The organism is Pseudomonas sp. NPDC096950, assembly GCF_044762525.1.
Lineage (GTDB): Bacteria > Pseudomonadota > Gammaproteobacteria > Pseudomonadales > Pseudomonadaceae > Aquipseudomonas.
In genome coordinates, this window is sequence record NZ_JBIWEL010000005.1 from 64,599 (window position 1) to 89,637 (window position 25,039).

The window sequence follows — 25,039 nt, forward strand, 5'->3', positions numbered from 1 at the left end:
CTGTATAGGCGCAGAAACGGACTGTTTTTCTTTTTACAACTTGCTCATGCTACGCGCTGCGCTTCTGATAAAGCAGGTTTTGCCATCACACAGCACGGGCCGTCATCGGCGCAGTGGATCGACAGGATGAACCACGGGCCGTCATCAGGTGGCTTGGGGTTCCAGCCATCAGCATCATGATTGTCAGCTTCGAGGCGCGCCTCATACTCGTCGGCATCCAGTTGGTCTTGCATCGAGACGATGACGTGCTCAAGCTTATGATCGGCAAACCACTTACGGATATCTTCGTAGGTGGTCAAGTGATCCCATTGAAATGAGGGATGGCAAAAATAGCCACTGGGGTCGCGGACAACTTCGACCGGCTGAATTGGTTTGGCATCTGGCATGGTCATCTCCTGGGTTTGAAGCTGCTTGGGTTGGCGCTGTTGGGGGGTAGATGTTGGATTGGTTTTTCTGCGAATGGCGACGAGCAATTCAGTACTGCTCACTGGCTCGAAGGATTGCATAACCTGGGAGGCTTGCAGTTTTCGAATTTTCTCGTCTTGTGTAACAACGATTTCAGAAAGCCGTTTCTGTTCACGCAAAGCCGCGTTGATCGTGTTTTTCACTTTGTCTGGATCATCGATCCTAGCCATGACACGAACAAGCAACCAAATCTCTCGCTCAGTATTTCGAGCGTGCTGCCATTCCAAACACGCTGCGTCGAATGTCCCGCAATTGTTCGAAAGAGCAACCGGCCCTAGGATTGGTTTGACGTTGCCCCTTGCGGTTACCCATAGGAGGCCCCACCGGGGCGGGACTTCTTCAGGTTTTATGAGCCCTTCTGGACACATGTAGTAGCGGTAAAGCCCCATTCCTTCACCGTCTGCTCTGTGCGGCTTCTTGGCATCCGCAAGGAAATCGGCCCGTGAGACCTTTACTTCAACGACCACAGTCTCAGTTCTGGGTACTGTGCTTGAAATCGACCGATAACCTATTGCATCAGGCATCTCGCCGCCCCAGCCAGATCTGCATTCGGAGAGTGCCACGTGGCAACCATGGCCGCGCTGGCTGTTGGATCGCGTCAGCCACTTTTTAGCAGTGTCGCAAAGCGCGGAATGTGTCAATGCTGGAGACGTCATGATGCTTGCCCTAAAGCCTGCGAAGAGCTGATTCCTCGCAGAAAAAAGATTTAGATGCCTTGTGGGGTTTCGATGCCGCCAAGAGCTTCCCAAAGCTGCGGGAGCATTTCCATCAGCGTGAGCATCATGAGGGTGAAGCTGGCATCGAGCTGACCTAATGCTTCTTCGCCTCCATTTTGCTGAGCTTCGTCTTGCAGAAGGTCTTCGAATTTCAGCCGGTTAATGACCAGTTTGTCGTCGAGGATGAATGACAATTTGTCCTGCCAGGCAACTGCCAGACGGGTGACGATTTTTCCGCTATCCAGGTGAACCTGAGTTTCGTCGCTGGTGAGATCCTGGCGTTGGCAGCGAACAACGCCACCGTCTTCGTTGGTGTCACGCAATTCGCATTGGTCGAGGACAAAGAAGTTGTCAGGAGCCTTCTTCGTTCTGACCCAGTCGGTCATGGATGCGGTAGGGGAAGCTTTCACGTTGACCGGGCGAACTGGCAGAGTCCCGAGGACTTCTCGTAACGTAGAAAGCAGATCTTCTGCTCGCGCCGGACTGCTGGAGTTCACCAAGATCAGCCCGCGCTTTGGCGCAATTGCTGCGAAGATCGCTTTGCGTCGAATGAAGGCGCGAGGCAGGAAGGCCTGGATGATTTCATCCTTGATCTGATCGAGCTCTTTTTTGTAAACCTTTCGACTCTGTTCGAGCTCAATCTCTTCGACCTTTTCCGCGAGCGCGTCACGAACAACACTGCTTGGCAGAATGCGTTCTTCCTTTCGTGCAGAGATGAGGATGAACTCGCCGCTAACGTGTACGAGAGGAGCATCCTCACCCTTGCCGAAAGGTGCGACGAAACCGTACGTGCTCATCTCTTGATTTGCGCACGCACGTGCCTTTTTGGTTTCGAGGGCTGCTTCTAGCGTCTCTGCGTCGAAAGCAACTTCTTGGGTGAACGTATAGGCGAGCAGGTTGTTGAACCACATGGATTATTGATCCTTCTGAAATTACCGGCCCTCGGCCGGGTTTGGGGAAGTGTTAGGCCGTTTGGTCGTATTGGCAGTGCTCATAGTCGGCGGCTTTGTTCAGCTGCGCTTGCACCTCGTCACCCTTTGCAAGGCACGCTTGGAGTGCTCGGCACGAAAGTTTTGCTGCGTCTATAGGTTTGATGAACCCTTTCCCGAACTCCCAGCCAAGTTCAGCAATGGCTTTTGCTTCGACTTCATCCCAGCGCTCTGTCAGGGATAGCCAATGAGGGCTGACGGTTGCCATGGCGCTGAGTCCCTTGCGTAGCTCCGGGACAGCGTCGAGAAGCAGCAAGCAGCGTTGAAGATCGTCCAAGTCCAGCGGGTGTGCCGGTTCGCACTCGATGCCGATAGCCGTATAAGCCATGCACAGGCTTGAAAGTCCGGTATCGCCGTTGGATGTCCAGGCCAATACCTTGCGTTCGAGCTTTTCGTAACTGTTGGATGCGTCCTGTATGGCCAAATTGGGCTCAATGGCCTGAATGGACGCTGGGGGGATCATCAATAAGCCGGATTGCGATTCAGCTTCGGACAGATCAACCAGCCAGTTGTGATGCCAGGAGAACGCGCAAAGCATCGCTATCTGCACGGGATCGCCTTTCGCGACACTCTCTTTGATCTGATGATTGAGCTGTTCTTGCCAATCATTGTTTTGCCAGTTGTCGGAGGAGTCGTCGGCCTCAAGGGCTTCTTTGCCTTTGAGAAGAAGGGCGCGGCCAAAGTCGGAATACAACTGATCGAACATCTCACCTGATGTCATGGTGAGCCGGGATGGCTCTGACTCTGGCTCTGGTGTGGGCTTGCAGCGCTGTAGTCGTTCGATCTCGTCAATAAGATCCCCTAGTGCAGCTCCCGCAGCGAGGCAAGCGGAAAAACTCATTTCCGACTTGTCGGCGGCATCCGTCGTAGGGGGCGTAAGCTTTCGCAGATCGTCCAATGTGTAGGTGCCGCCGAACATCTTCGCCATCACCGCTTCCTTTTTCTCAGTTGTGGACGGAATCAATAAACTACGATATTAGTACATGATACCGAACAAATCAACGGAGACCGCCATGCTTAACGGGTTTGAGTGCATTGGTACAGCTGCCGGAATCGTGGGGGCGGTCATGATCGCCAGCAACACACGTTACTCAAAATACGGCTGGGTTGGATTCAGTGTCAGCAGCCTATCTTTGGCAGTTTTCGCAGTGCAGATCCAGGCGTGGGGCCTACTGCTTTTGCAGGTCTGCTTCTGCTGCACCAACGCCCTCGGCCTCTACAGGTGGCTGTTGTTGCCAATGCTGAGGGGCGCGACATCAATCGCTGCGGACAAAGTTAGTTAGTTAGTTAGTTTGTTATTGAAAACAAACCAGATTTCGCTATTCTGTGGTTCATCGACCCCAATCAGCCCAATTAGCAGGAATCCCCAATGCGCCCATCGTCAGTGACCGACCAGCAGGTTATCGAGGCCGGCCTTCAAATTAAGGAAGCAGGCGGCCGAGTCACTGGTTCGGCAATTCGTAAGCTGTTGGGGCAGGGCAACGTCGAGCGCATGAAGCGGACGTGGGAGGCCTATGTGGAGGGGCAAGGCTCAGCGGTTCCCGCAGAAGTGCCTGCGTTGCCGGTGGAGGTTGAAACCATTACTGGACAGTTGATTGAGAATTTCGGCGGCGAGATCCTTAAGCTTGCCCATTCAATCAACCAGACTTCGAATCGTGTCCATGAAAAGCGTGTAAAAGAAATTACTGAGCAATCCATCGCTGCAAACGAGCAGGCAGCTGCCGAGCTTAAGGATGCGTCCAGCACTATCGAAGAGCTGGAGGGTGACCTGGAAAAATGCCATTCGGAGATCGAAAGGTATGAGCGTTTGGGTGTTGAGCATTCGTCGAAAACAGCGGTGATGGAATCCAACCTCGAAAAAGCCCGCGAGCGTGCAGCTGATGCTGACGACCTCGAAAAGCAAGTTGCGAGCCTGCAACAGGAACTCCATACCTTGCGTGCTGAGACGGCTCATAATGCCAAGCTTATGGAGGAGGCCGAGACGCGCCACCGTGATGCACTTGAGCAATTGCGGAAAGATCATCGGGATAGCCAGGCTGAAGTTCAGACAAGACATCAATCAGAGCTGGATCGCTTGCGTGCTGATCACAAACATCAACTCAAAGAGATCAAAGAAGCTCATAGTGATGAATTAGAGAAAAGAGCCAAGGCATTTTCTCAATTGGAGGTATCAAACGCCGCCGTCATTGACTTGAACAACGCGCAGAAGACGCAGCTGGCTGTCCTACAGGAGAAAATCAACTCGTTTGAATCTAAATTTGTCGATGAAAAGAAGACTCGCGATCTGATGCGCGCAGATCACGCGAAGGAAATCACTCGACTCACTAGCCTCATTCCCAAGGACTCTTTGCCGCCCAAGTCATGATGCGTAGAAGCTACCTGAGATGTGCTACCTGAGGTGCTCAGATCGCAGCAATCACATGCCCGATGAATGTCAGGTGCAGCGTTGGCAGCGGGGGGTGTAGATCCTTTATGAGCGGTATCAGCAGCGGGGCGCCAGCTTGGTGCTCCGAAACTATTCCGACATAAAATGTCGACGCGCGCTCGCTGAAATACACCTTCACACCGGGCACTTTCGGATCACTGAGAAGAGGTGTCGTGAGATCTCTCGATACTAGGAAAAGTCTGGCAACTGAGTGTGAGCTAATGCCAGGTAAAAGCCAGAAACCGCTCGCCCGAATAAGTTTCCCCACGGGCACCTCAAGATACTGACAGCCACTGGGCTTCAGTCCTTCAGCAATGAATCTGATCGCTTCATCGCTCGTTAAGACGGGGGCGGCGGAATGTTGGTCTTGCTCGTTATGCGAGATGATCAGCATTGATGAGTCACCGGTCTAGCATCCTGTCGGCATCTTCCAGGCGCAGGGTCAGGCTCGGAAAGATTTCCTGATGAGATGACTTCAATGTGAGCCACTCGTAGGGCATGCCCGAGATGTTGTAGGTGCGCGCCAGGTCGTTGTACATCTCAACGAAGCAGCTGTGCACCGTAGCGAGCATTGCGGTTCGATCCTTGATAGTCGCCTGCATGCAGGGTTGAACATCCTTGTGGCGGAACGCAAGCATGCGGATCCCGCCGTAGGTAGAAACCTTGTTTCCAGTTGAGATGCGATCCTCGGCAGTATTTACCTGGTATTGCACGACTCCGCTCAAGTAGATCGCGATAGCGAGTGCATCACAGCGGAGCTCGACTGCGTTTGCGGTGAATGGTCTGTTCTTTCGCAGGTTGTCCGTTTCGCAATAAGCACCAAAATGCGGAGCGCCCCCATTGAGATACAGGATCTGGCCGCCATAGGGGCCACGCGCTGGCATCCCTTGCGGTATCGAGTTGCCTTTTGCAGCGTCCATCGGGCGCGACAGTAACTCCCTGAACGAGGAGATTGCGCGTTCAGCCAAAACGCCTTGGGTGGTTTGCCTGGTCTTCAGTGCGTGTACGTTGCTCATTTCAGTTCCCTCAAATTGAATCCCTTATGGTGGTCGCCGACCTTCAACCCATAAAACGTGGGTCAACCAGGTCAATGGTTTGATGCTTATTGCTGATGCCTTGTGTATCTGGATCAACTCGCCAGGTATTCGGTTGCTTCGCCGGATCAGCGCTTGCGCCGCGCAGCCCTGGAGCAAATTGGTTAGCTAATGCAGTTCCTGTTTCAGTCAGGGCCCTAATTTATGTGTGCTCCCAGGACTGAAATCAAAACTACGATTTGATTATATTTAAAAGAAGTCTTTTTGCAAGAAAATAGACGCAGATTCTGCGCATTTGTCAATGGGAACAATATTCCACTTCACACCTGGTTTTAAATTTACTTCGGTATAACATTATCAACCAATGTAATTTGCACCAGCAACCCGGATGTGAGGAACAAGTCCATGGCCGCGCCGAACCGATCACAGAGCATGTCTGGCTACTTTGTCAGCAAAATTGGTAGCAACAGAGGCAGGCCTAGGATCTGGCTGGAAGGGCTTCCATTGACCACAGCCTCGATTGCACCAGGTAGTCGGTACGACGTGCACATGAAGGGTGGCACCATCGTCATTCAAGCCAATCCGGATGGCTCGCGTGTGGTAACCACGAAAAAGCGAGGAGACCGCGAATTGCCGGTCATCGACCTGAACAGCACTGAGATGCTGGCTCTGTTTGACGGCATGTCTGCGGTGCGGCTGGTGCAACGAGAAGGCCAGGTGTTTATCCTTCCACTTGCGACAGAAGTCCGGAAAAAGGAACGGCTCAATCGATTGCGTAGAAAACTTGAGACCGGTGAGGCATTAAATATTGCTTCGTTATCACACGGCGGAGGGATCCTTACTCATGCTTTGCACAAAGGCATGGAAGCTGGTGGAGTCAAAACACGCCTTGCCATAGCGAACGAAATTCGAACAGGGTTACTTCAACATGCGTCGCATGTTAATGATGCCTGGGACAAGGAAACCATCCCGCTTGGGGCTCCCCTCCAGTACGTAGCCTTCGATCAGAAGGCGCTTGAACAGCTTCCATTGTGCGAGGGCGGGGAAAGCGGCTTGCCGTGCTCGGGCGCATCTGTTTCGGGTCAAGCTAAACGGCAGACGAGTGTGCCGGAAGAACACCCAGAAGTAGGTCATTTGATCGTAAGTGCTTTGGTGATCCTTGCGCGGGTCAACCCCGCCTTCTGGACATTTGAAAATGTCATCCCATACGCAAACACCGCATCAGCCGCCATTCTGCGAACGCAACTCAAAGACCTTGGCTACAACATTCATGAAACAGTTCTGGACGGCGAAGATTACAACGCAGCTGATACTCGTAAGAGGTGGGTAATGGTGGCTGTGACGGAGGGCATGTCCTTTGATTGGTCGATGCTGCAACGGCCCGTGAAAAACCCGATCCCGATTTCCGAATACCTTGAGGCAATCCCGCCTGACGATCCTGCATGGAGCGATATGCAGGGGTTGAAAGACAAGATGAAGCGGGACATGGAGAAGGGAAGCAACTTCGCGATGAGGTTGTTCGATGCCGATGCAACAAAAGTCGGCACCTTAACGAAAGGGTACATGAAAGTTCGAAGCACTGACCCCAAACTGAAGCACCCGACGGATCCAGATTTGCTCAGGCAATTTACCGAGGTTGAGCACGCCCGCTTCAAGCAAGTGCCTGAAAAATTGATCGAAGGCCTGTCAGCCACCATTGCTCATGAAGTCCTGGGACAGGGCATCGTCTATGACCCTTTTGAGCAAGTTGGAACGCTGATCGCAGAATCACTTTTGAGCTTCGTTGACCGGTTGCCTGAGCGCCCCAGCAATGTCGGAGAATTGATCGAAGCCATCAATGTCGAGGTTGGTGATACCGCCGGGATGGTGGTGAGTGAAATCCGCAAACCCTTGGCTGGGGTAACGTACGAAGGGCGGATCAGCATGAACGATCTCGGCATGGCCATTCAGGATATCGGGAACGGAGTCGGCATTCTTCACAAGGCTCTGACGCTGGGTGATATTCAGCTGGGAGAGGCAGTCAAGATCCGCTACCCGACAGCCAAATCCGTCCCTCAGGTCATTCGCTTTGAGCACAATGCTCCGGCCATCACGCCGGAAGCTGTTGTGGCTATTGAGGAACACAAGGAACAGGTGCACCAGGCAGAGCTTGAGATGGAGCAGTTTTCCCTTGCGCTGGCTCCGGAAGCAGCACAGGTACCGCCACGGTCGCAGCCTGGTCTGCGGATGCGGTAATTACTCCTTACTTGAACTGCGGTATAGTTAATCTATATCGTAGTTTAGGGTCGCCCGATGAGCCTCAGATTTCACCCAGACGTTGCGGCAATGAATGGTTGGATAACCAAAGAGGCCGCTGCTGAAATAAAGTCCAGCAGCCGAAAAGCAAAAGGGCATGCGGGCGCTCGCTCTTCTTCAGCGAAGAAGGTCGATCCTCAACAGATCTTGTTTGACGCGCTGTCAGTTCGTCTCCCCGGTATGCCGGAATGGGAGAAGGAAGGACTGATACCTGGGCGAAAATTCCGGGCAGACATCTTCATCCACCCGAATACCATTATCGAGTTCGATGGTTTCCGGTACCACTCATCAAAGTCCGCATATCAAAAAGACCGAGATCGAGGAAACCTCTTCGAAGCAGCTGGGTTCAGGGTGTTCCACTCGTACGCGAAGATGGTCTTCGATGGGGCATTACTTGCTGATTTTGTTGAGCTGGTGGCCACCGCAGTCGAGGCACAATCATCGGCTCAAAATACCGCTGTCGCGGTCGGAGGCTAGGCAATGCATGGCGCATTTTCTCGCTGTCTGAAGGCTCGGTTGGATTGGCTACATGTCCGGGTGCTGCTCAAGTTGCCAGGTTGCCAAGAGGAGGCCGAGCATTGGAAGAAAATCGTAATGGCCGAGGTCTTCGAGATCGCTGAAAACGAGGCTTGGAGTCCCGAGCCGCGATACGGTGCGAATACACCTCCGCTCTTCGCTGACGTTGAGGAGCTGACATCGAATTACCGTAAATACTTTGACTTGGCTGTCATTGAGCGGAACCTGCATGCAGAGCTTGAAGCGAGGCTGCAAGCGGAGTTTGAGCTTAAACAGGATCAAGAAATCATCAAGGCGGCTGAGGCTGAACGTATTGGCCGCCTGATTCAATCTGGGCGATGGGATGAACTCGGATTGCCAAGTCCCCAAACCTTGTTTGAGCAGCTCATGTCTGGAGATGGTCAGCGCGTCCAAGACAACTTTGTCGACTATGATGCCGACGACGGCGTGACCTATGTAGATAACCCGTACAGCGTCACTGTAGGGCTTTGCGGTATTCCGGATCTGGAAACGTGCCTGCGATTCCTAACCGGTGTGGCGCACGGGAAAGTGATTGGCCCTGTGCCGCCAGGTTGTGAGCAGTGAGACATGCTGAATAGTTTTCGAACGAGTTGACTCCGTGAATCAAAGTCTTTCAGCGTGAAAGAGGTTTCAGCTCGATCTTCGGCGTGACAGTCCCGTCATTCCCGACGTTCGATGCCATGGCACTTATTGCTCGGGATTTGAGCGTCGCTTTAAAGAACTCTTCAGATACGAGCTCGGACTCACCGGTGATGGACACCAAGATGAATTGGTGAATCTGCTCGTCAGATGTAGTGCTCGCGCCAGAACCATGCTCAACCCTTGTGCGCAATGAGCCTTCCACGAGGCAAGCGACACCCCTGTCTGAAAACGCTATCGCCTCCAGGCCATCAAGTCGCAGAACTTTCAATGTCTGTCGGTCGCCTTTGGTCAGGCTGGCATAGGCATCACTGCGGCCACAGATTTCTCTCAACCACTGCTTACCTGCTGATTTCACCGTAAAAGGCGGTGTCACCTCGGATTGAGTGGGTGGCTCTTGCTGGTTCAGGGCATAACCGATTCCAACACCAATCGAGAGCGTCAATAGAGGGGCGGCGAGCGCAAGCGCAAAATTCCGTGTCATTGATGAACCCTATGAGTTGCGCTTCAAGCGCAAAAACACTGGTGCCAAGAAGATCAGGACGCCAGTGATGAGGAGGTAAAGCCAGCCGCGCGACAAAAGCCGCAGGCGTTCAGACGTCAAACCATCACCGAGCTTTGCCATATCGATGAAGAGATCAATCAACATCGCCACAAAAAAACCAACAATCAGAACGACCACCCACACAGCCACGAATTTCAGGGCGTTGCGAATGGGTGTTGTTGTAAAGCTATCAAGTGTCGCCTGGGGTGATGGTTCAATCACCGGTTCCACAAGAAAATCACCACGTAAATCGGATTGGATTTCGGACGCGGAACACTCCTCGCCGCTGGCGACAGTAACCGTCAGCATCCTTCCTGCATGAGTGGTGACTTTGAATGTTGTGGAGTTTTGTTGGGGCTGCATGCCGTGATGTCCTGTGGGAGGTTTTGAAAAGCGCCAATGGTCTCATATTTCGCCGGCAAGACTTGATTGCGCCTGGCTATGCGACGACGATCAGCGACGTATCGTTGCAAGGTGCGGGTTCAGCCAGAAACCTGGGCGGTTTCTAAAAAGCTCCGCACCGCCGCGAACATATTCGAGCATCTTCTCGCCACACATCCAAGCTCGGCCGTTCAACTCCGCAGCCAAGCCGGTCATGATCCGGCCGCCGAAGCTATCGACCACGAGATCCTTTTCTTCAGTCAGGAACCGAATGAGGAACTCCGGGACGGAGAATGGCTGACCAGCGCCGTGGGCGGGCAACCCGAGTTCTGCAATCGCATGGCGATATTGATTTCCGTATGCGCATCGGTGGCCACGTACAAGAACGTTACGGGGAATTTTGCCTTCGGTGATGCGGCCGTAGTTACCTGGACGAATCTTGAATGCTCCGTCACCGTACTCGGCAGTTCGCTTCTCCCCACCACCTTCCATGAGCTTGATGTGTCGTTCAGAGTGCGGTTCAAGAACTCGCCGATTATCTGCCTTCACCAAGATGGGGTTCTTCGCGAACCACAAAACGGGCTCGTAGCTAAAGTTGAGTTGTTGCCGTGTGCGACTTGCCCAAAGCACCGGCCCAGGTGGTCGGGAGGGGTTATTCCACACAATTCGATCCATCAATGACAGACCGAACCGGTCACAAATGGTCAGCACCAAGCGTTCTAGGTACGTCGAGCGCGCAGGTGATTTAGCGAGGAAAACGTCTTGTGTCACGTTGAGTACGAGACTGCCATCTTCAGCGAGATTCTCGATGACAGGCTCAAGGGTGGTGCAGATGAAGTCGACGATCTCGCGCTCGTCTGGATTTCCATATGCGCGAGGCTCGCGCAGGCAGTACGGGGGCGAAGTGAAACACAATGTAATAGGGACAGTCAGGCGCTTGAAAATGTCTTCACTCGCGCCCCACACGGCCATTCCGAGGTCAGTCCGGAACGCGAGCAGCTTCACGCCGGGCTTGGCTGGATGCAGGTCGCGCTTAGCCTCTTCCGTGAGTCGCCAGACCCCCCGCTCACCTTTTACACGCTCAATAATTCGGGCCTGCTTCAGGGTTTGCTGCATCCAGCGAATCCCCCTTTTAAGAGGGCTGTGAAGGCTTGCAGCCGTTCCGATGGGGACTCTCCGGCCCAAACTGTCCTTTGAAATGCTGTAGCGCTCTGAAATGAGCGAATAGAGAGTTTTGTTGTCGAGCGCTACATCAGGGTTTGCCTTGTACAAGGCCGCGACCTGGCCAGCGCTGAAGAGCTCAAGCTGCATATTGTTGTCCGTAGGGTTGGAGTGCGATGCCAAAAGGCTGAAGGGCCTTCACAGGCCCGAGACTGCCTTCAATTCAGGCTCACCCAAGTCCCAGTTCGCCGCCTGGCGAGCTTGGGCAATGTGGTTGAGGCCTGAATTGCGGTAATGGCCGTATGCGGAATAGGCGGCGTAGGTCTTGCCGAAACGGCCTTCTTCCTTGACCAACGATGAAATCTCGCTGGTAAGCCACCAGCGGTCATATTTGAAAATGCGGTTATCGATCCAGAATTTTGCAGACTCGATAGTGAACAGCAGGCTGTATGCAGCAAGCGCAGCACGTGCCAGCGGATCAGTACTGTTCTCGCTGAGCACCTGCATAATTGGGGCGTACTTCGCCAGTTCCTTTGCGCGTATCTGGCGGGCCCAAGGGGCTGTTTTAACAGTGCCTCTGATCTCAGGCAACTCAACTGGATAGGTCTTGATTTCAGCGGTAGACAGCCAGCCAATCAACTTTTCAACACAGTCAGGGCACAAGCTCTTGCGCGCCTCCGACCGTTGAACCATCGAGTCTTTGCTGCTTTTCGAACGATCAAAGGTGAATGCAGCCGTATGGCCACAGAAACGAGTTACATCTTCTTTGTTGGTATGTGGCTGCATGGCACTCTCCAATAAAACTACGGTATAGGTACATTATAAAGAAGTTTTAATGGTTGTCTAGCATGTGGTTTGTACAAAACACATGGCCGCGATCAGGCTGCTCGGAGGCCACTTTTGCTGAGTGATGCCGGATTTCTTTTTTTAAGGAAGTACGCATATTTGGCCGAGGAGGCCGGCACTTGCATCGCAACGACGCGCGAAAAGCCTGTCTCAGACTCTGGCTGTCGTGGCACTGCGCACTTTGGGGGCGTTGGGGTAGAGCGAGTTATAGGGCGGCGAGTAGTGCTAGAGGAGGGCGTAGCTCAACACGAACGGAAAGAGTGGTGGTTTGTGAGCGGATTAACAGGCACTGCTCGAATAGGGTTTATTCGCTGGACTCGCGCTCAATTTGGCTGACCCTTGATGATGTAGCCGTGGAGACTATTCGCGCTAGTCGATCACGTGTAGGTTCAGTAATCACCTTGGCATCCAGCAAGCCTAATGCATAGCCATCGGCGCGGCCGCCAGCATCAAGAGCGGCACCTATACCATCGGAGACCTCGATGAGCCCGATCAGAGCAATCCACCGGGACTCTTGCAGTTCGCTCAATCCGATAACAGCCATCACTCAGCCCCCAAGTCTGCAACAACGCGATATGCGGTAACGTAGCGGCCCACTCAAGCTCTTGAGCCGCCGGACAGGTTCCTGATCAGCTTTTTGAGCCACCTTCAGCGTGATTTCCCATGAGCTGCTTGATTTTTTCCAATTCTGTTAGGGCCTTGCCAAGCACGTAACAGGTATAGCCCCGGCCGCTTGAAGGGTCGAACCCAGGCACGACGCCTAAGAGAGTCCAGCCTTCAGCTAGTCTTTGGTTGGCCGACTCAGGCGAATGCTCCTCGCAAACTTCTTTGAATTGTTCATAGGACATAGCTGCTTTCCCTCGCTGCTGAGTACGCGAATCGCGTGCTCTGATACCGCGAAAGCCTGCTCATGGCAGGCTGGTTGTTTCAGGAGGTATAGCTTGTTCGCCTCAAGGCTGCGTGGCGCAACAGCGAGTCGCCTACCTCAACCAATCGCGCTGGGGGCTCAAGTTCATCCGCTGCGTTGCTGGTGTCCGTAGCGAAGGCAATGACCAGCTCACTATCATTGAGCGCTTCAGCTACGCAGTTTGCAGATTCGGTACCGAACGTGATTGGTGTCTTCAGGTAATACCATCCCGTGTGATCACTTTGATCGGCGGGTGAAACGACCTCAAAGAAGATGTCGCGCTTGGGGGTAATAGTGCCTTTATGCGGGCCAGGATGAACAACGATCGGCTGCAAATATGCGCCAGCGTGGTTCGTCCGCGCAATCCGGGTCACCAGGTGTTCAACCTCGCGTGGCGCATCCGTTTGAATGTAAAAGCGTTGCTGCATCGCCATAAAATCAATGTCTCCGGAACGCAGGGGAAAAGGGTGGGCTATGGTTGAGGGCTTCGATAGCCGTTCTGGCGAGTTATCCAACTAGGGGCCAGCCACTGCTGCATCCGGCTCGTTTGCAGCGGAGAATTTCGGGGATCGAGTCAGCGGGAACCGGAGTGCACATAATGGCTACCAGTCCACACGCGGGGTTGCCATCCGGCTTCAAAATGTGAGCCTTTTTTGGCGTTCGGACATCTGGGTTGTTGTACCAACTGGCATCGCGATACACGGCCTCGACCTCCCGAGTGACTGCCGTCTTTTCCTGCGCCATCATCTCTCCCTGACTACAAGAGTCGTGCTCGATATCGTGGTTGCCTGCGCCGACGTGAGAATGACTGCGCATGCTTTTGTCCCTAGCAAGTACTTATTCCCCGTCCCTTGAGATCACTGGTGCCCACCCCTTTGGGCGATCACGCTTTCTAAGTTCGATCTTTAATTTCTTTGCCGATATCGGATCTTCAATCTGACTTTGGAGGAGGTCTCTTTTTTCGTTGAATTTGATTCGCTCCCTGAGACGATCCATGAGTTCGGGATTCATGGGTAGCCCCGCTTCCTCATTCAGCGTTGTAAGACTCATTGCGGCCCCGGCCGGCCAGATATTTTCAATGAAATCATCAACAGTGCGGCAATGTACGGCGATGTGGTACCCGCTGTAGCCAAGAGCACGAGCAAGCATCTCTTGTACATTCGCCAGCTGTATCTCAGCGCCATTGGCACGAGCGACCTTGGTGAGATATTTGGCGATTCTTTTGAGTCGTACGACATATAAGCCCGTTGATTGGCTTATAAGGAGCAACTGATCGCCAAGGTGGTCATCACGGAGAACGTAGTCCTCAGCAACTTGCCAGCCAGTCATATTGTTAGCAGCCAAAAAAGCTGTCAGGTGTTCGCCCAAGCCCTGAATCACATGTCGAGCTGTGAGTGACTTGGGCAGTTCGTCCGGTGGTAGCTCAGTGATTTCAACCAATTTTTACATCCTGCTTCTGGCGTGATGTGTTGAGGATCTTACCGAAGGATCTGTAGCTGCCAGTCGTCCTGAGCCAATGTGAATGCTTCGTCCAGCATCGGTGGTACCAGGGCGAGAATCGTTGGCCGTATCTGTTTCTCAGCGGCCTTGCTGCGACCGATCCCCGAACTAAAAAAAACAGCGACTACGTTTCTTGGATTCGCGCCAGCCAAGGTCACTTGAGTGGTGCTTTCTGTGTCACGGAACGTGAGTTGGTAGATTTGGGCCATTCATCATCGCCTGGTGCTGAGAGCTGGGGTTACAGCACTCATAAGTCATCCGGCTGTTTAGTCAGATCTGGCAGTCCCATGACCGCATCATCCAAAAAAAGGTCGCGGTCTGCTTTAGAGCCAACTCGACTCATCCAGACTGGGCCGCGTCCCCAGCGTGCCGCCAGGTTCAACCCATTCCAACCACGCCGCCGGTATTCTTCCTTGAACTCAGCGGGCGTCAAGCGTGGATCCGTCGGCGCGCGAGGAACAGGGAGCAGATCTGCTAAGGCCAAAATTAGCGCGCTGGCACTCGGGTTTTCACCGTGCTTGATTTTAAGGGCGAGAGCCGCCACTTCCTTTCTCGGGTGCACGACCATCTCATCCAAGATCTTCACATTAAGCTCTCGAACGACCTCGTCATCCAGGCCCTTACTCATCACGTTGATCCTGCTTAAAAGTTGAGCCATCAGCGGCCAATTCCACGATATTAACCATAGGGATAATAAATGGCAATCTAACCTATATGTATGGCTAATTAGTATGCAGGTAGGAGATTTGTGGAAAGTGTCTTGCTTGAGTCTAAGTCGACGGTGATCGCCCTACGAAACCTGCCAAAGTTGATCTAGGCGCGTGGTGTAGCTTTGGCTCAAGAACTCCCTGCGCATGGCCCACTCTGGCGCTGCTGGAACACTGGCGCTACGCAGTGTGCCCCGCCCCCAGCGGCCGTTGATTTGATCCATTACACCCATGATGCGATCAGTGGATTCGGGCTGTGAGGTAGCAAACAGATCTTCGGTGAACTCGCCGCGTCGACACAGGTTGAGTAGAAGAACCTCCGCCTTGCTGTAATTGAACCCCGGCCGGAAAACTTGCTCGACCGCGCCAAGAGCAGTTTTCGTGAGAATCCGGACGTCGTCTGTCGGATAGGGCAGTTCGATCAGCGCGCCATTGGCGAACTTTGCTTCGTTGGGGTTGAACATGCCTGTCCGAATACTGACGCGAATCTTTCTGCACAGCGACCGCTGAGCGCGAAGCTTTTCAGATGCGCGCATCATGTAGGTGGCCACCGCTTCTTTGATCGGCTGCAAGTCTGTCAGGCGCTTTCCAAATGCTCGCGAGCAACAAATTTCATGTTTAGCGGGCGCAGCCTCTTCCAATTCCAGGCACGCGGTACCGCGAAGCTCGCGCGCGGTCTTCTCGACAACTACGCTGAATTTATTTCGCAGCATCTGTGGATCCGCGCGTGCCAGATCCATCGCTGAGTTAATCCTGAGCTCGGTAAGGTGTGCTTTGAGCCTGCGACCAATACCCCATACTTCGGACACGTCGGTATTGCGCAGCACCCAATCACGCTTGAAATCATCGCAGATGTTCACCACGCCGCCTGTTTGCGTTTGCAGCCTTTTCGCCGTGTGGTTTGCGAGTTTGGCGAGTGTTTTTGTCGTCGCGATCCCAACACCAACGGGAATGCCAGTACAGCGCAAAACTGTGGCTCGTATCCGGCGGCCCAGTGCATCAAGGTCACCGGGCATCCCGCTTAAGTCCGAAAAAATTTCGTCGATGCTATAAGTTTCGCAGGAGTCAGTCATCGACTCGACGATTGTCATAACGCGTTCGCTCATGTCGCCGTACAAAGCGTAGTTACTGCTGAATACCTGAATGCCGCGCTGGCGCACTATGTCCTTGATTTGAAAATACGGTGCGCCCATCTTCACGAAGGGTTTAGCGTCGTAACTTCGGGCGATTACACAGCCATCGTTATTGCTCAAGACCACGATTGGCGTCTTGGCCAGGTCGGGGCGGAACACCCTCTCACACGAAGCATAAAACGAGTTGCAATCCGTGAGGCTGAATACCTGTGCAGGGTTAGGCATGGCTGCGCACGCTAAAGGTAACAACGCCCCATGTTGTGTACTCGTCGCCTTCCAAGATATGGCGAGCAGGAAATTCCGTGTTCTCTGGCATCAATATGATGCTCGATTCGCGCATCAAAAGACGTTTGCAGGTGGGCTCCTGATTCACGCAGCCAATCACAATGTGACCATGCTTTGGCTCAATGGAGCGATCTACGATCACCAAGTCTCCATCGAAAATCCCAGCCCCTTGCATGCTCTGACCGCCGATTCGCACAAGGTAGATATGAGGTGCTCTGATGTTCAACAGCTCATCCAGAGAGATTTTCTGTTCAACATGATCAGCTGCTGGTGATGGGAAGCCCGCCGGTACCTTGTGTGAAAAAAGCGGCAGTTTGATGCCGGCTTCGGTCAGGGGGCCCAGAATGGTGACACTCATGATATTCGCCTTGCCAAATGCTGTACGAATGTACAGTTAACTAAGGCTTTCAGTGCTGGTCAATTGCCTGACCAGAATTTCGACGAGTGACCATGCTTCCAGGTGCTGATGAGATTCCGGCAAGAAGGGCGCGTCGGGAGTGAGGTGGCCTGGCTCCGTCAGGTCGAGTGGTTGTTATGCATGGAGATATGGCCCAGACTCAGTGTGCAGCATTAGAAGTGGTTGATCCGCTGTAGGGTATGTACCGGCCAATGTTTTTCCCCTTCGCCCTGCCGCGATGCTGTAACCCCGCCCCTCAACAAGGCGGGGTTTTTATTGCGCGTAGAGTTGTTTTCGCTTGAGCCCTTTGAAAGCAAAAAAGACAATGAAATAGTGTGGCATGTCAGGCATATGGCTATCATCTCGCGAAGTTGTTGAGTGCGGTGCATATGGACTCTGAAAGTCTCAACATCGGCGCGACTTCAACCCTTGCAGTTTTAAAGCAACGTGGAGAGGAGGTTTTGGAGAGTAGGCACAGATGCTTGATGGCGGGTGACAGTTCCATTTTGATCTGCGCCTGCTCTCCAATGCCGCTTCAAGCCAAGGGAATATGATGAGCAACGTACCTACAATCACTCACTACAACCGCCCGCCACCAGGCGTCATCCTTGATCAACTGGTGGAAATGACTGGGGAAAATCTCACCTCGCTCGGAACGCGGGCTGTTCCGTTCAGCAATGAGCTGTTTCCGCTCTACCAGGCCACTTTGGCCATTGAGGTAGGTCAGTACCTTGCCTCAATGGGGTATTCGCCTGAGCGTTGCTCTGAAGTGATTGTGGCGACGGAGCCGAGTAAACCTAGCCAGGTGATTGGGTACCTCCTATATCAGCCGCTGGCAGGCGTTGCGGATGCGTGTGGCGTTTCTTATATGATCGTCCGAGCCAGTAACAGGCGGCAGGGAATCGGTCGCTTGATGATCCACGAGATGCTCGCCCGGTACCCGCATGCTGAGCTCAGCTGCTTTGTGGAGAAAGTACCAGTCTACGAGGCTATGGGTTTTCAGGTGATCGGGTACCGAGAGACTCAGGTCAGGATGAATACGCGCGACCACACTGCCGAGGGAGTGATGGCAGTTTTGAATGTGGCGGAGATTTACCAAATGCCTCAGGTACTGGCTATTCACCAGGGCTTGCTTCAGAAACACGGCCGCAAAGCGCTGGTGAATGCTGAAAGAAAAATTGAAAGGCAGGTAGAGCAAATCAAGCGCAAGGTGGTTGCGTTCGTGAATGAGCGCATGGCCACTGCAACGAGCACTGAATGATCCACGGAGCAAGCCAATGGTCAAACACAACCAGCACGTGATGGTGTACCTGGAAAACTTGGCAGCAATGGCCAAAGCGCCTGGCGCATCACTGTTAGATATTGCGAAAATATTTGATGAGATCGCGAAGTACGCGAAGGTTCAGTGAGCAGGGCGAACCACGCGGTGACCGTTGAGGAGTCTGCCTTCACTCAACTCAGTGCCCAGGTACAGCAACTCCGTGAAATGTTCGTCGAGATAGTTCGGCAGTCACTCAATGGCCAGAGCACCTCGGGCACATGCTTGTACGCGGCGAGCGTAGGGGCTCGGATCCTGAATAAATTCTCACCAGCCCGCGTCACAGTACGTGGCGGCGACGGAGCAGGGGACGGCGGAATCTGTGTCTCAGGTATCTGGCATGGGCATTATTGGATGGAGGCGGTGATTGACGATGAGCGCTATGTCGTCGACGTCACTGGCGATCAGTTCGGGCTCCCACCAGTACAGATCCGAAAGATAGAGTCATCACGCGGTGACTACATTCCAGGTTGCCAAGCGACGGTAGATGCGCACGTAGAAGAGTTGCTAGGTGAGCTGGCCGGGGGGAGTTCGGCAGCTCAATGCTGACAGCCTACCATGGCGATGAAAAAGCCCGCGCAAGGCGGGCTTTCATGGGCGCAGGCTGATTCGATCAGTTGGATGTAGGCATCGTGGTTGGCGAGTCCATCAACTTGAAGCGATATGCATAAATGGGCCCCCGCTGCTTGCCGCCCCAAATGATTTGGCCGTTCGAGGTCTGATCGGGCACAACGAAAGTCTTCAGACGCACTGTTAACTCTCTCGCAAAATCCAGCAATAGGCACGGCAGATAACCTGGCTTATCGATACCACCAGTCCCGTCTACGAGTACATACAGGCGCTTATCCTGCAACGAATAGGCGACACCGACGTTTGGATAGATAAGCAGCGTTGGCAGTGTGGAGAGAGTGAAAGCCGCCTCCTCGCTGCCCAGCCCGTCAACGAGAGCATGACGGTATTCCACCATCAGCGATTCAGCCTCTGTTTGTGCTCTTCCCATGATCGTCATTCCTGTTGTTGCGTCGGGGGCGTGAACTGAAATCCTGGTACCGCCGGCCGCTCGGGTGGTTTACCGACGTTGAGCCCGCTCGAACTCTTGGCGAATCCCTTCTACCGCCAACTCGCCGTCATGCTCAGACAATTTCTCTGCGAGGAGGTCTGCATAGTCGATTTCATTGTGATGAGATCCAGCAACCCAAACTGCTTTGCACTCGTCCGCGAGGGCTTTGACGCCATTAACGAATTTGTCACGAGCATCGGGATCTACTGGCAGTTCGTAGACCTGAGTGGTGATCGCGTTTTTGTTCGACATGTCTTCAATCCTTCAGTAGTGAAACCCATAAATTGGCTATTTGAAAAGTTTGGCTGGATGGCCGGCACATGGGGTGTTCGATTTGCTGCTTCAGCTGTTTGGCTTGAGAAAAACGCTCGCAATGTTTTCGCGATGAACCTTCACGTCTCCCAATGGCTCGCCAGTTGCACCGTCAATTGCTAAGGGGTCGCCGTTGAGCTTTCCGTACACGACCATGGAGGCTGCGTGATGCTCGTTGAATGCCGAAACGTGGTAATCCTGACCATCCTTAAGCGTGACGATATAGTCGCTCCAGGAGGAGGGCTGCGGGATCGGTGGCGGGGGAGTGATGCACAGCATCACGCCCAGCCAGTTCAGCAAGATGTGACCCGGTACCGATAGATCTCCACTGGGAGCCAGTCGAAAGCGCTTAGCCGCCCTGATTTCTACCTGCTTTGAACTGACGTTGAAGATCAAACTAGCTTTCCTTGGGCTGGTGGCCGTATTGCGCTTTGTTGGAGCCGGTGCAGGCAAATCAGTCGGAGTCGTGATCGGCTTCAAGAATTGCTTTCTCAACGACTTCATCACGCTCAAAAAAACCGTTCGATGCCAGATCGAAATGCTCATCGAGCATGACGCAAATTTGAATGGCGGCTTGGCCGGGGTCACCACTGAAGTGGCGGATGATTTTCTCGATGTCTTTGCGGATGAGATTTGCTGACTCCAGCTGACCAACCCCAGGTACTGCGTGCGGATTACCGAGCGTCAGATGGTGGGCTGGTTTTGCCGCGAGATCGACGTTTACGATCTCGCCCGACAAGTTGCGAGCTAAAATTTCCATGTGTCATTACCTTTAACAGGCGCTTTCCAGTGCCTGCATGTGGTTGTCTGATCTGCGCGAGCGGGTATGTGCTTTCAGTTCCGCGTACGAATAGGTGGAATCGGAATTACTGATGCAACAACGCCTGCGATTGCGCCAAAAAGCGCTGCATGCAGTAACGGAGTCTGCCCCAAAAGCCCTAAATCCAGGCGGCCAGACGGGATGCCAGTGGGAATCGGAATCGAGCCAATATCGGGAAAGAAGCTCAGCACGAAACAGGCAGTTACTCCGAATAGCGCTCCCCAAAGAGCCGGTTTAAGAACAGTGTGGATATTGAATGTCACGTATTTCATCTCCCGCCCCTAATCGGCGTACAGGCCTGTTGGGGACGCAGTTTTATGTTGTGTCAGCGAGCTGCTGCTTTTGGTCTGCGGTGTTGCTTGTACTCTGTTGCATACCCACCATGGTCGGTATCCCAAAGCTTCTCGCCGAGCTGCTTCAAACATGCATGGATGCGCTCTGGAGACTCCAATGGGTACATTGCCCCGGCTTCACTCAGAAGCGGAGCAACGGTTCTGAAGCGCTCTGTTCTGGCAAGTCGGAACAGATCAGCCATGATTTCATCGTCCGAGACAGTAACGTGCTTTGATGCTTGGAGGTGCATAGAGAGTTCTCTGAACTGTTGGCGCAAGCTTCAAGCTGCTAGTCGTTTTTTGGCGGCTTGCTGTTTGCGCCATTCCCGAGCTACACGTTTGTCGCGGCGATTCTCGAAGCGAATGAGCTTGATTCGGAAAGTTTCCCACTGAGGGTGACCTGACCCGAGTCTGGACACCTCGTGCAGGGCGGCGATTCGCCCCTGATGCAGCCAACGGCGAGCAGTCTTTTTGTCTGAATGCCGGAACGACACTGCGCGGGCAATGCAGTTGTTGAGGTGCTGGAGGTTTATTTGGGATGCCGGCTGCCGCTCATCATCTGGGATAATCATAACAACTCCTTCAGTTCCGGCTGATCGCCATCTTGGCACTACTTGGTGTTCACCCCGGTGTCAGACGCTAAAAGCCGAGTGAATCGTTGAAGCCAGATTCTGAAATATATTTCTCTGCGTGTAAAGAAGTATATTTCCTTAGTGCCGAGCGGTATGGATGCCCCTAAATTGCTGGCCAGTTGGGTTGGTGGTTATCCGATCTGACGGGCTATAGATTTGAAGTTGGCGGACTTACGCTGCCCGACAAAGCGCCGAGCTGCATAGTCGTGTGATTGCCAAGTTTGCCGGTAACCACAAAGCCCGCGCTGCGGAAGTAACTCTCGTTTTTGCAATCAAGCGTGATTACAGAATACTCCTCAACAAGTGCGCGAATCATCCTGTTGAGGATCCCATGGTGTCGATACTCCGTCTGCACGACAACAAATCGGATGTCCCGAATTTGCGGGTGGTCGAGCTGGTTCGCCAAAAGGAAGCCAACGACCGCGCAGCTGATGTCTTGCGCGAGGATCAGATTGACCGGGGGCCTTACGGTGCCCGCTTGAGCATGAAACTGAATATCCCCGATGTGCCTCGATAGTTCCACGTCCCAAGCTGTTTTGGCTTTAAACATGTGTTCCGACGTCACCTCCGCTGAATCAATTCGGTACGCGTCCAGGTAATCGGCCATACCCAGCGAGAGAACGCCATCTACTTGCTCGTTACTCAGGATGCCCCGAGCGTAGAACACGTCGACGTCAGCGCTACCCATGGACTTCCTGCTCCAGCGCCTGAATCATTGGCTTCAAGGTCTTCCCGTCCGCTCCGATGAAGGTCAACGACCCAATATTCGCTGGATTGAAGAAGCGCCAGCCAGCTTGAACGACGTCTTGGGCTTGGGCAATGCGGACAGGAAGATCACCAACCAACTTTGACCACATGCCGAGCTCGCGCGATTTCATCGTTTCGAGATCGGTACCCTTGATCTGCGCGAGCGTTCTCAATGGTTCCACCAAGTTGAGCAAGATGATGTCTTTGGCTCTGGCTTTGATGTAAGCGAGGCCTTCAAGTGTGGCCACCGGTTCATCCTTTGTAGGCCAGCCCAATCCATCGCCGGGATGACGGTTCGAGGTTTCAAAGAAAATGTCAGCCTCTTTTTTAGTCATCGGCCGTGGGCGTGTAACCACGTTGTCCCCACGGTCAGCTCGGATTTTAAGCACCGAAAAAACATCAGTGCCGATGGCCCCCATCAATCGCTGCTTCAATTCAACCAAAGCCTTGTGGCCAGCTTCAAGACTGTCCAGTTGTTCAATGAGGGTTGGCAGAACAGCTTGAAGCTCGCGGATCGATGCAATTCGCCGGGTTCGAATTAAGGCTTGATCAACGCGCCGTCGCTCTTGCGTGAACTCGATGCCGAAGTGTTTTTTACCGCAATGGCTTCCAATGTTCGTTTCCTGCCCATCGCTGGTGGTGATCAGGTAGCCGTGCAGGTGCGGGGTGCGGCAGGAGGCAATACCGCATGGTGCGCTATCAGCAAAGTCGGTCGGGCAAATCACGCTTCCAAATCGGCGACTCGCCTTCGGATGGAAGTGGAGTGAGGGCGCATAAAGGGGGCGCTGAAGTAAATCTTCATAGGAACGAATCAAGGGGATGTCTTGGCCCAATTGCGATGTCCTTTTGCCTGGAGTTGATAGTGGCAGAATAACTCTTTTTGGGGTTTGCTGTATGCATACACAGCGCCGCCTTGGTTGATCTGCGCACTCAGCTCTGGCACCCTGAGCGCGGTCATTGCAGTGGCCGGCCACCCGTTATCGCCAAGTGCCTCCGGCACCCTGCTGCTTCAACCTCACTATCTCGCGTCTAGCGCTTTCAAGGGCCCGACGTGGGCGGTAAACGGGTGACGCTCGCCATGAGGCCAGAGAATGCAGCTATGACACCTTCAGTTCTAACGCCTCGCACCCTCAACGGGATCAAGCATCGCGCATCCCAAATTGCAAAAGCCGAAGGCTGTACTCGCGCCGAGGCACTGAATCTCGCATCGCAACTCGCTGGCGCAGCCAACTGGAATGCTGCACGGCGGACACTCCCTGAATCGATGCCATTAACGCGTATTGAAGCCCGTTGGGTGGATATTGAAGGCGGGCGGCAGGGTGTCGAGACACTCACATATCCATTTGCCAAGCATGTGACCGAAATGTTCGATCCACGCAAGGCAGGCTCTCGACTGGCTATGTTCTATCTTGGCAGTCCGGATGTACTCACGACGAAAGAGTATGGAGCCAGTCAGGACATGGCCCGAGGCTGGGCGGTGGAAGCGCTGCGCGCTTTGATGTTCATTGAGGCTACAGGACTGATTCCTGTGAACCGAGCCGGGCTTGCATACCCTCGCAAGAAGCAGGCGTACTTGGGCACGAACTTTTATGACCCTCAACTCATACCTGGTCAGGATCACGTGAGCATCTGGTTTGACCCGAATTCGAAAAGCTACGTGATTGCTGATGAACCGTACCTGGACAGAATCGAGCCGCGTTTGGCCGCCGAGCGTGCCGAGTGGTGCCGGGTCAACCAATTCACTATGCATCGCCCCAATTGGAGGGGGATGTACAACCCTGACGGCGGTGCCCGCATTCATCTTTTTACGCGTAACCATAACAAGATCGATCTCGTCGACCTCTCTCAAAAAATTGATCTGCTCCCAGACGATTTTGGTCACGAGGATTGGAAAGGGGTTTCGACTGTAGGGGATTACCCGCGCAGACTAAGGGAAACCCCTGCGTCAGGTGCGGCGAATACGGAGCACAGCTAGTGAGGAGCGGTGTACAAGCCGGATCCCACTCAACGGAGAATAAAATGTCAGAGGTGTTGACCTTCACGCGTCCTACGATGCTCGCGGCGGCAGTATTGCTTGAGCGCATGACGCAGGCGAAATTCGATCAGATGGTTCAGAGGCTGGGTCTCAATGCGGTTATACCTTTCGGGGACGCGTTGAGCGTTCCGAAGAAGGTCGTACAGCTAAGTCACCAGGTGCTCCTGAATCCAACGCAGCAGGTGCTGACAAGAGATGGTGTTGTTTCGCTCGGAGAGGCGCTTGTACGCGAAGCTGTTGCATTGATGAGTAACGGCGCAGATGAACCCAGCCAAGAGTACTTTCGGCGAAGCCTAGCCAGAGATGGTTTTGTGGTTTCGTGGGAGGCTGGCGAATGCGCTCAAGGATCACCACCGTGGTTGCGAAGCGCGCTCCCAATGAGCGTAGACATGCCCAAGAGCGATGATGAACTGCACGCCTTGCTCAAGCGCTATGGCATGCAGATGGCCACCGCTCACCTGGATCAGGCAATCGATTGCCACACTCGTGGAGACTGGGCGGCCGCCAATGCGCAATTCCGTACATTCATGGAACAACTGATCAACAACATCACTGCGATAGGCTTCGCGTCACAGGATGCGCCGACATTTACCATGAACAACCGGGTTCAGCTGTTGGGGAGAGTAGGGTTCTTTTCGCTGGCGCGCGGAGAATGGGCTGAGGACGGCAAGGGTTTCATACAAGGCCTGCTTCGAATGCTGCATAGCGACGGATCCCATCCGGGGTTGTCTGATGAGGAACACTCCACATACAAGCTCCACCTCACGCTGATTACAGCCCGGACGCTTTTGCGACGGTTACAAATGGGACTGCCTTGAATAA

General features: G+C 53.6%; 33 protein-coding genes. 8 read left to right on the forward strand and 25 right to left on the reverse strand.

Going from position 1 to position 25,039, the window contains the following annotated elements; genetic code table 11:
* Positions 1–44: 44 nt before the first annotated feature.
* Genes ACIQY3_RS11090 through ACIQY3_RS11100 form a run of 3 tightly spaced genes read right to left on the reverse strand, consistent with a single transcriptional unit; the run spans position 45 to position 3,098 of the window.
* Positions 45–1,121 carry a hypothetical protein gene (locus ACIQY3_RS11090; protein ID WP_403019300.1) on the reverse strand — a complete coding sequence of 359 codons (1,077 nt, stop codon included), beginning with the start codon at positions 1,119–1,121 and terminating at the stop codon, positions 45–47.
* A gap of 50 nt (positions 1,122–1,171) precedes the next feature.
* Entirely contained in the window at positions 1,172–2,092 is a 921-nt protein-coding gene (rdgC, locus tag ACIQY3_RS11095; RefSeq protein WP_403019301.1) for a recombination-associated protein RdgC, read from the reverse strand.
* A 52-nt stretch (positions 2,093–2,144) separates the two neighbouring features.
* On the reverse strand, positions 2,145–3,098 hold the full coding sequence (locus ACIQY3_RS11100; RefSeq protein ID WP_403019302.1) for a hypothetical protein: 954 nt from the start codon (positions 3,096–3,098) through the stop codon (positions 2,145–2,147).
* 441 nt (positions 3,099–3,539) lie between these two features.
* On the opposite strand from ACIQY3_RS11100, the gene ACIQY3_RS11105 reads away from it, so the two are divergent.
* Positions 3,540–4,535 (forward strand): DNA-binding protein, encoded by a 996-nt coding sequence (locus tag ACIQY3_RS11105; protein WP_403019304.1) that lies wholly within the window; start codon positions 3,540–3,542, stop codon positions 4,533–4,535.
* A gap of 37 nt (positions 4,536–4,572) precedes the next feature.
* Here the strand turns inward: ACIQY3_RS11105 and ACIQY3_RS11110 are convergent, their stop codons facing one another.
* Both ACIQY3_RS11110 and ACIQY3_RS11115 read right to left on the reverse strand, forming a co-directional pair.
* Positions 4,573–4,989: a hypothetical protein gene (locus ACIQY3_RS11110; RefSeq protein ID WP_403019305.1), complete on the reverse strand. Its 417-nt coding sequence runs from the start codon at positions 4,987–4,989 to the stop codon at positions 4,573–4,575.
* 7 nt (positions 4,990–4,996) lie between these two features.
* Complete coding sequence (locus tag ACIQY3_RS11115; RefSeq protein ID WP_403019307.1) at positions 4,997–5,611, reverse strand: hypothetical protein; 615 nt, start codon at positions 5,609–5,611, stop codon at positions 4,997–4,999.
* Positions 5,612–6,034: 423 nt separating this feature from the next.
* Between ACIQY3_RS11115 and ACIQY3_RS11120 the strand changes: the two genes are divergently transcribed.
* The 3 genes from ACIQY3_RS11120 to ACIQY3_RS11130 are packed head-to-tail and all read left to right on the forward strand — an operon-like array spanning position 6,035 to position 9,025.
* A complete protein-coding gene (locus ACIQY3_RS11120) occupies positions 6,035–7,864 on the forward strand; it encodes a DNA cytosine methyltransferase (RefSeq protein ID WP_403019308.1) in 1,830 nt (609 codons plus the stop codon).
* A 57-nt stretch (positions 7,865–7,921) separates the two neighbouring features.
* Positions 7,922–8,401 carry a hypothetical protein gene (locus ACIQY3_RS11125; RefSeq protein ID WP_403019310.1) on the forward strand — a complete coding sequence of 160 codons (480 nt, stop codon included), beginning with the start codon at positions 7,922–7,924 and terminating at the stop codon, positions 8,399–8,401.
* A gap of 3 nt (positions 8,402–8,404) precedes the next feature.
* Complete coding sequence (locus ACIQY3_RS11130) at positions 8,405–9,025, forward strand: hypothetical protein (protein WP_403019312.1); 621 nt, start codon at positions 8,405–8,407, stop codon at positions 9,023–9,025.
* A gap of 49 nt (positions 9,026–9,074) precedes the next feature.
* Here ACIQY3_RS11130 and ACIQY3_RS11135 read toward each other — a convergent pair whose 3' ends face one another.
* The 12 genes from ACIQY3_RS11135 to ACIQY3_RS11190 form a co-directional block, all read right to left on the reverse strand.
* Positions 9,075–9,584, reverse strand: a complete 510-nt coding sequence (locus ACIQY3_RS11135; RefSeq protein WP_403019313.1) for a hypothetical protein — start codon at positions 9,582–9,584, stop codon at positions 9,075–9,077.
* Positions 9,585–9,593: 9 nt separating this feature from the next.
* Positions 9,594–10,007: a hypothetical protein gene (locus ACIQY3_RS11140; RefSeq protein ID WP_403019315.1), complete on the reverse strand. Its 414-nt coding sequence runs from the start codon at positions 10,005–10,007 to the stop codon at positions 9,594–9,596.
* Between the two features lie 90 nt (positions 10,008–10,097).
* Positions 10,098–11,336: a DNA methyltransferase gene (locus ACIQY3_RS11145; RefSeq protein WP_403019317.1), complete on the reverse strand. Its 1,239-nt coding sequence runs from the start codon at positions 11,334–11,336 to the stop codon at positions 10,098–10,100.
* A 48-nt stretch (positions 11,337–11,384) separates the two neighbouring features.
* The gene (locus ACIQY3_RS11150) at positions 11,385–11,972 is read right to left on the reverse strand and encodes a hypothetical protein (protein WP_403019319.1); all 588 of its coding nucleotides are present in this window, start codon (positions 11,970–11,972) and stop codon (positions 11,385–11,387) included.
* A gap of 364 nt (positions 11,973–12,336) precedes the next feature.
* Entirely contained in the window at positions 12,337–12,576 is a 240-nt protein-coding gene (locus ACIQY3_RS11155; protein ID WP_403019321.1) for a hypothetical protein, read from the reverse strand.
* Positions 12,577–12,661: 85 nt separating this feature from the next.
* Complete coding sequence (locus ACIQY3_RS11160; RefSeq protein WP_403019322.1) at positions 12,662–12,880, reverse strand: hypothetical protein; 219 nt, start codon at positions 12,878–12,880, stop codon at positions 12,662–12,664.
* Positions 12,881–12,959: 79 nt separating this feature from the next.
* On the reverse strand, positions 12,960–13,373 hold the full coding sequence (locus tag ACIQY3_RS11165; protein ID WP_403019323.1) for a hypothetical protein: 414 nt from the start codon (positions 13,371–13,373) through the stop codon (positions 12,960–12,962).
* A gap of 403 nt (positions 13,374–13,776) precedes the next feature.
* Positions 13,777–14,379 carry a hypothetical protein gene (locus tag ACIQY3_RS11170; protein ID WP_403019325.1) on the reverse strand — a complete coding sequence of 201 codons (603 nt, stop codon included), beginning with the start codon at positions 14,377–14,379 and terminating at the stop codon, positions 13,777–13,779.
* 38 nt (positions 14,380–14,417) lie between these two features.
* Positions 14,418–14,648 carry a hypothetical protein gene (locus ACIQY3_RS11175; RefSeq protein ID WP_403019327.1) on the reverse strand — a complete coding sequence of 77 codons (231 nt, stop codon included), beginning with the start codon at positions 14,646–14,648 and terminating at the stop codon, positions 14,418–14,420.
* 38 nt (positions 14,649–14,686) lie between these two features.
* Positions 14,687–15,067 (reverse strand): hypothetical protein, encoded by a 381-nt coding sequence (locus ACIQY3_RS11180; protein WP_403019329.1) that lies wholly within the window; start codon positions 15,065–15,067, stop codon positions 14,687–14,689.
* 162 nt (positions 15,068–15,229) lie between these two features.
* Entirely contained in the window at positions 15,230–16,504 is a 1,275-nt protein-coding gene (gene umuC, locus ACIQY3_RS11185; protein WP_403019330.1) for a translesion error-prone DNA polymerase V subunit UmuC, read from the reverse strand.
* Positions 16,497–16,922: a LexA family protein gene (locus ACIQY3_RS11190; RefSeq protein WP_403019332.1), complete on the reverse strand. Its 426-nt coding sequence runs from the start codon at positions 16,920–16,922 to the stop codon at positions 16,497–16,499. The genes umuC and ACIQY3_RS11190 overlap by 8 nt, the downstream gene beginning before the upstream one ends.
* 592 nt (positions 16,923–17,514) lie before the next feature.
* Here ACIQY3_RS11190 and ACIQY3_RS11195 point away from each other — a divergent pair.
* Positions 17,515–18,222, forward strand: a complete 708-nt coding sequence (locus tag ACIQY3_RS11195; protein WP_403019334.1) for a GNAT family N-acetyltransferase — start codon at positions 17,515–17,517, stop codon at positions 18,220–18,222.
* A 16-nt stretch (positions 18,223–18,238) separates the two neighbouring features.
* Entirely contained in the window at positions 18,239–18,370 is a 132-nt protein-coding gene (locus ACIQY3_RS11200; RefSeq protein ID WP_403019335.1) for a hypothetical protein, read from the forward strand.
* 522 nt (positions 18,371–18,892) lie between these two features.
* Here ACIQY3_RS11200 and ACIQY3_RS11205 read toward each other — a convergent pair.
* From ACIQY3_RS11205 to ACIQY3_RS11240, 8 genes are all read right to left on the reverse strand, one after another.
* Complete coding sequence (locus tag ACIQY3_RS11205) at positions 18,893–19,279, reverse strand: hypothetical protein (protein WP_403019337.1); 387 nt, start codon at positions 19,277–19,279, stop codon at positions 18,893–18,895.
* A gap of 69 nt (positions 19,280–19,348) precedes the next feature.
* Positions 19,349–19,591, reverse strand: coding sequence for a hypothetical protein (locus ACIQY3_RS11210; protein ID WP_403019338.1), 243 nt, complete (start codon positions 19,589–19,591; stop codon positions 19,349–19,351).
* A 90-nt stretch (positions 19,592–19,681) separates the two neighbouring features.
* Positions 19,682–20,047, reverse strand: a complete 366-nt coding sequence (locus ACIQY3_RS11215) for a hypothetical protein (protein WP_403019339.1) — start codon at positions 20,045–20,047, stop codon at positions 19,682–19,684.
* Positions 20,048–20,105: 58 nt separating this feature from the next.
* The gene (locus ACIQY3_RS11220; RefSeq protein WP_403019340.1) at positions 20,106–20,411 is read right to left on the reverse strand and encodes a hypothetical protein; all 306 of its coding nucleotides are present in this window, start codon (positions 20,409–20,411) and stop codon (positions 20,106–20,108) included.
* Positions 20,412–20,796: 385 nt separating this feature from the next.
* On the reverse strand, positions 20,797–21,006 hold the full coding sequence (locus tag ACIQY3_RS11225) for a hypothetical protein (RefSeq protein ID WP_403019341.1): 210 nt from the start codon (positions 21,004–21,006) through the stop codon (positions 20,797–20,799).
* Positions 21,007–21,084: 78 nt separating this feature from the next.
* Positions 21,085–21,375 carry a hypothetical protein gene (locus tag ACIQY3_RS11230; protein WP_403019342.1) on the reverse strand — a complete coding sequence of 97 codons (291 nt, stop codon included), beginning with the start codon at positions 21,373–21,375 and terminating at the stop codon, positions 21,085–21,087.
* A gap of 208 nt (positions 21,376–21,583) precedes the next feature.
* Positions 21,584–22,123 carry a hypothetical protein gene (locus tag ACIQY3_RS11235; protein ID WP_403019345.1) on the reverse strand — a complete coding sequence of 180 codons (540 nt, stop codon included), beginning with the start codon at positions 22,121–22,123 and terminating at the stop codon, positions 21,584–21,586.
* On the reverse strand, positions 22,116–23,015 hold the full coding sequence (locus ACIQY3_RS11240; RefSeq protein WP_403019347.1) for a hypothetical protein: 900 nt from the start codon (positions 23,013–23,015) through the stop codon (positions 22,116–22,118). Before ACIQY3_RS11240 ends, ACIQY3_RS11235 begins: the two co-directional genes overlap by 8 nt.
* A gap of 266 nt (positions 23,016–23,281) precedes the next feature.
* On the opposite strand from ACIQY3_RS11240, the gene ACIQY3_RS11245 reads away from it, so the two are divergent.
* A complete protein-coding gene (locus ACIQY3_RS11245) occupies positions 23,282–24,157 on the forward strand; it encodes a hypothetical protein (protein WP_403019348.1) in 876 nt (291 codons plus the stop codon).
* A 44-nt stretch (positions 24,158–24,201) separates the two neighbouring features.
* Positions 24,202–25,035 (forward strand): hypothetical protein, encoded by an 834-nt coding sequence (locus ACIQY3_RS11250; RefSeq protein ID WP_403019349.1) that lies wholly within the window; start codon positions 24,202–24,204, stop codon positions 25,033–25,035.
* The last annotated feature ends 4 nt before the right edge of the window (positions 25,036–25,039 follow it).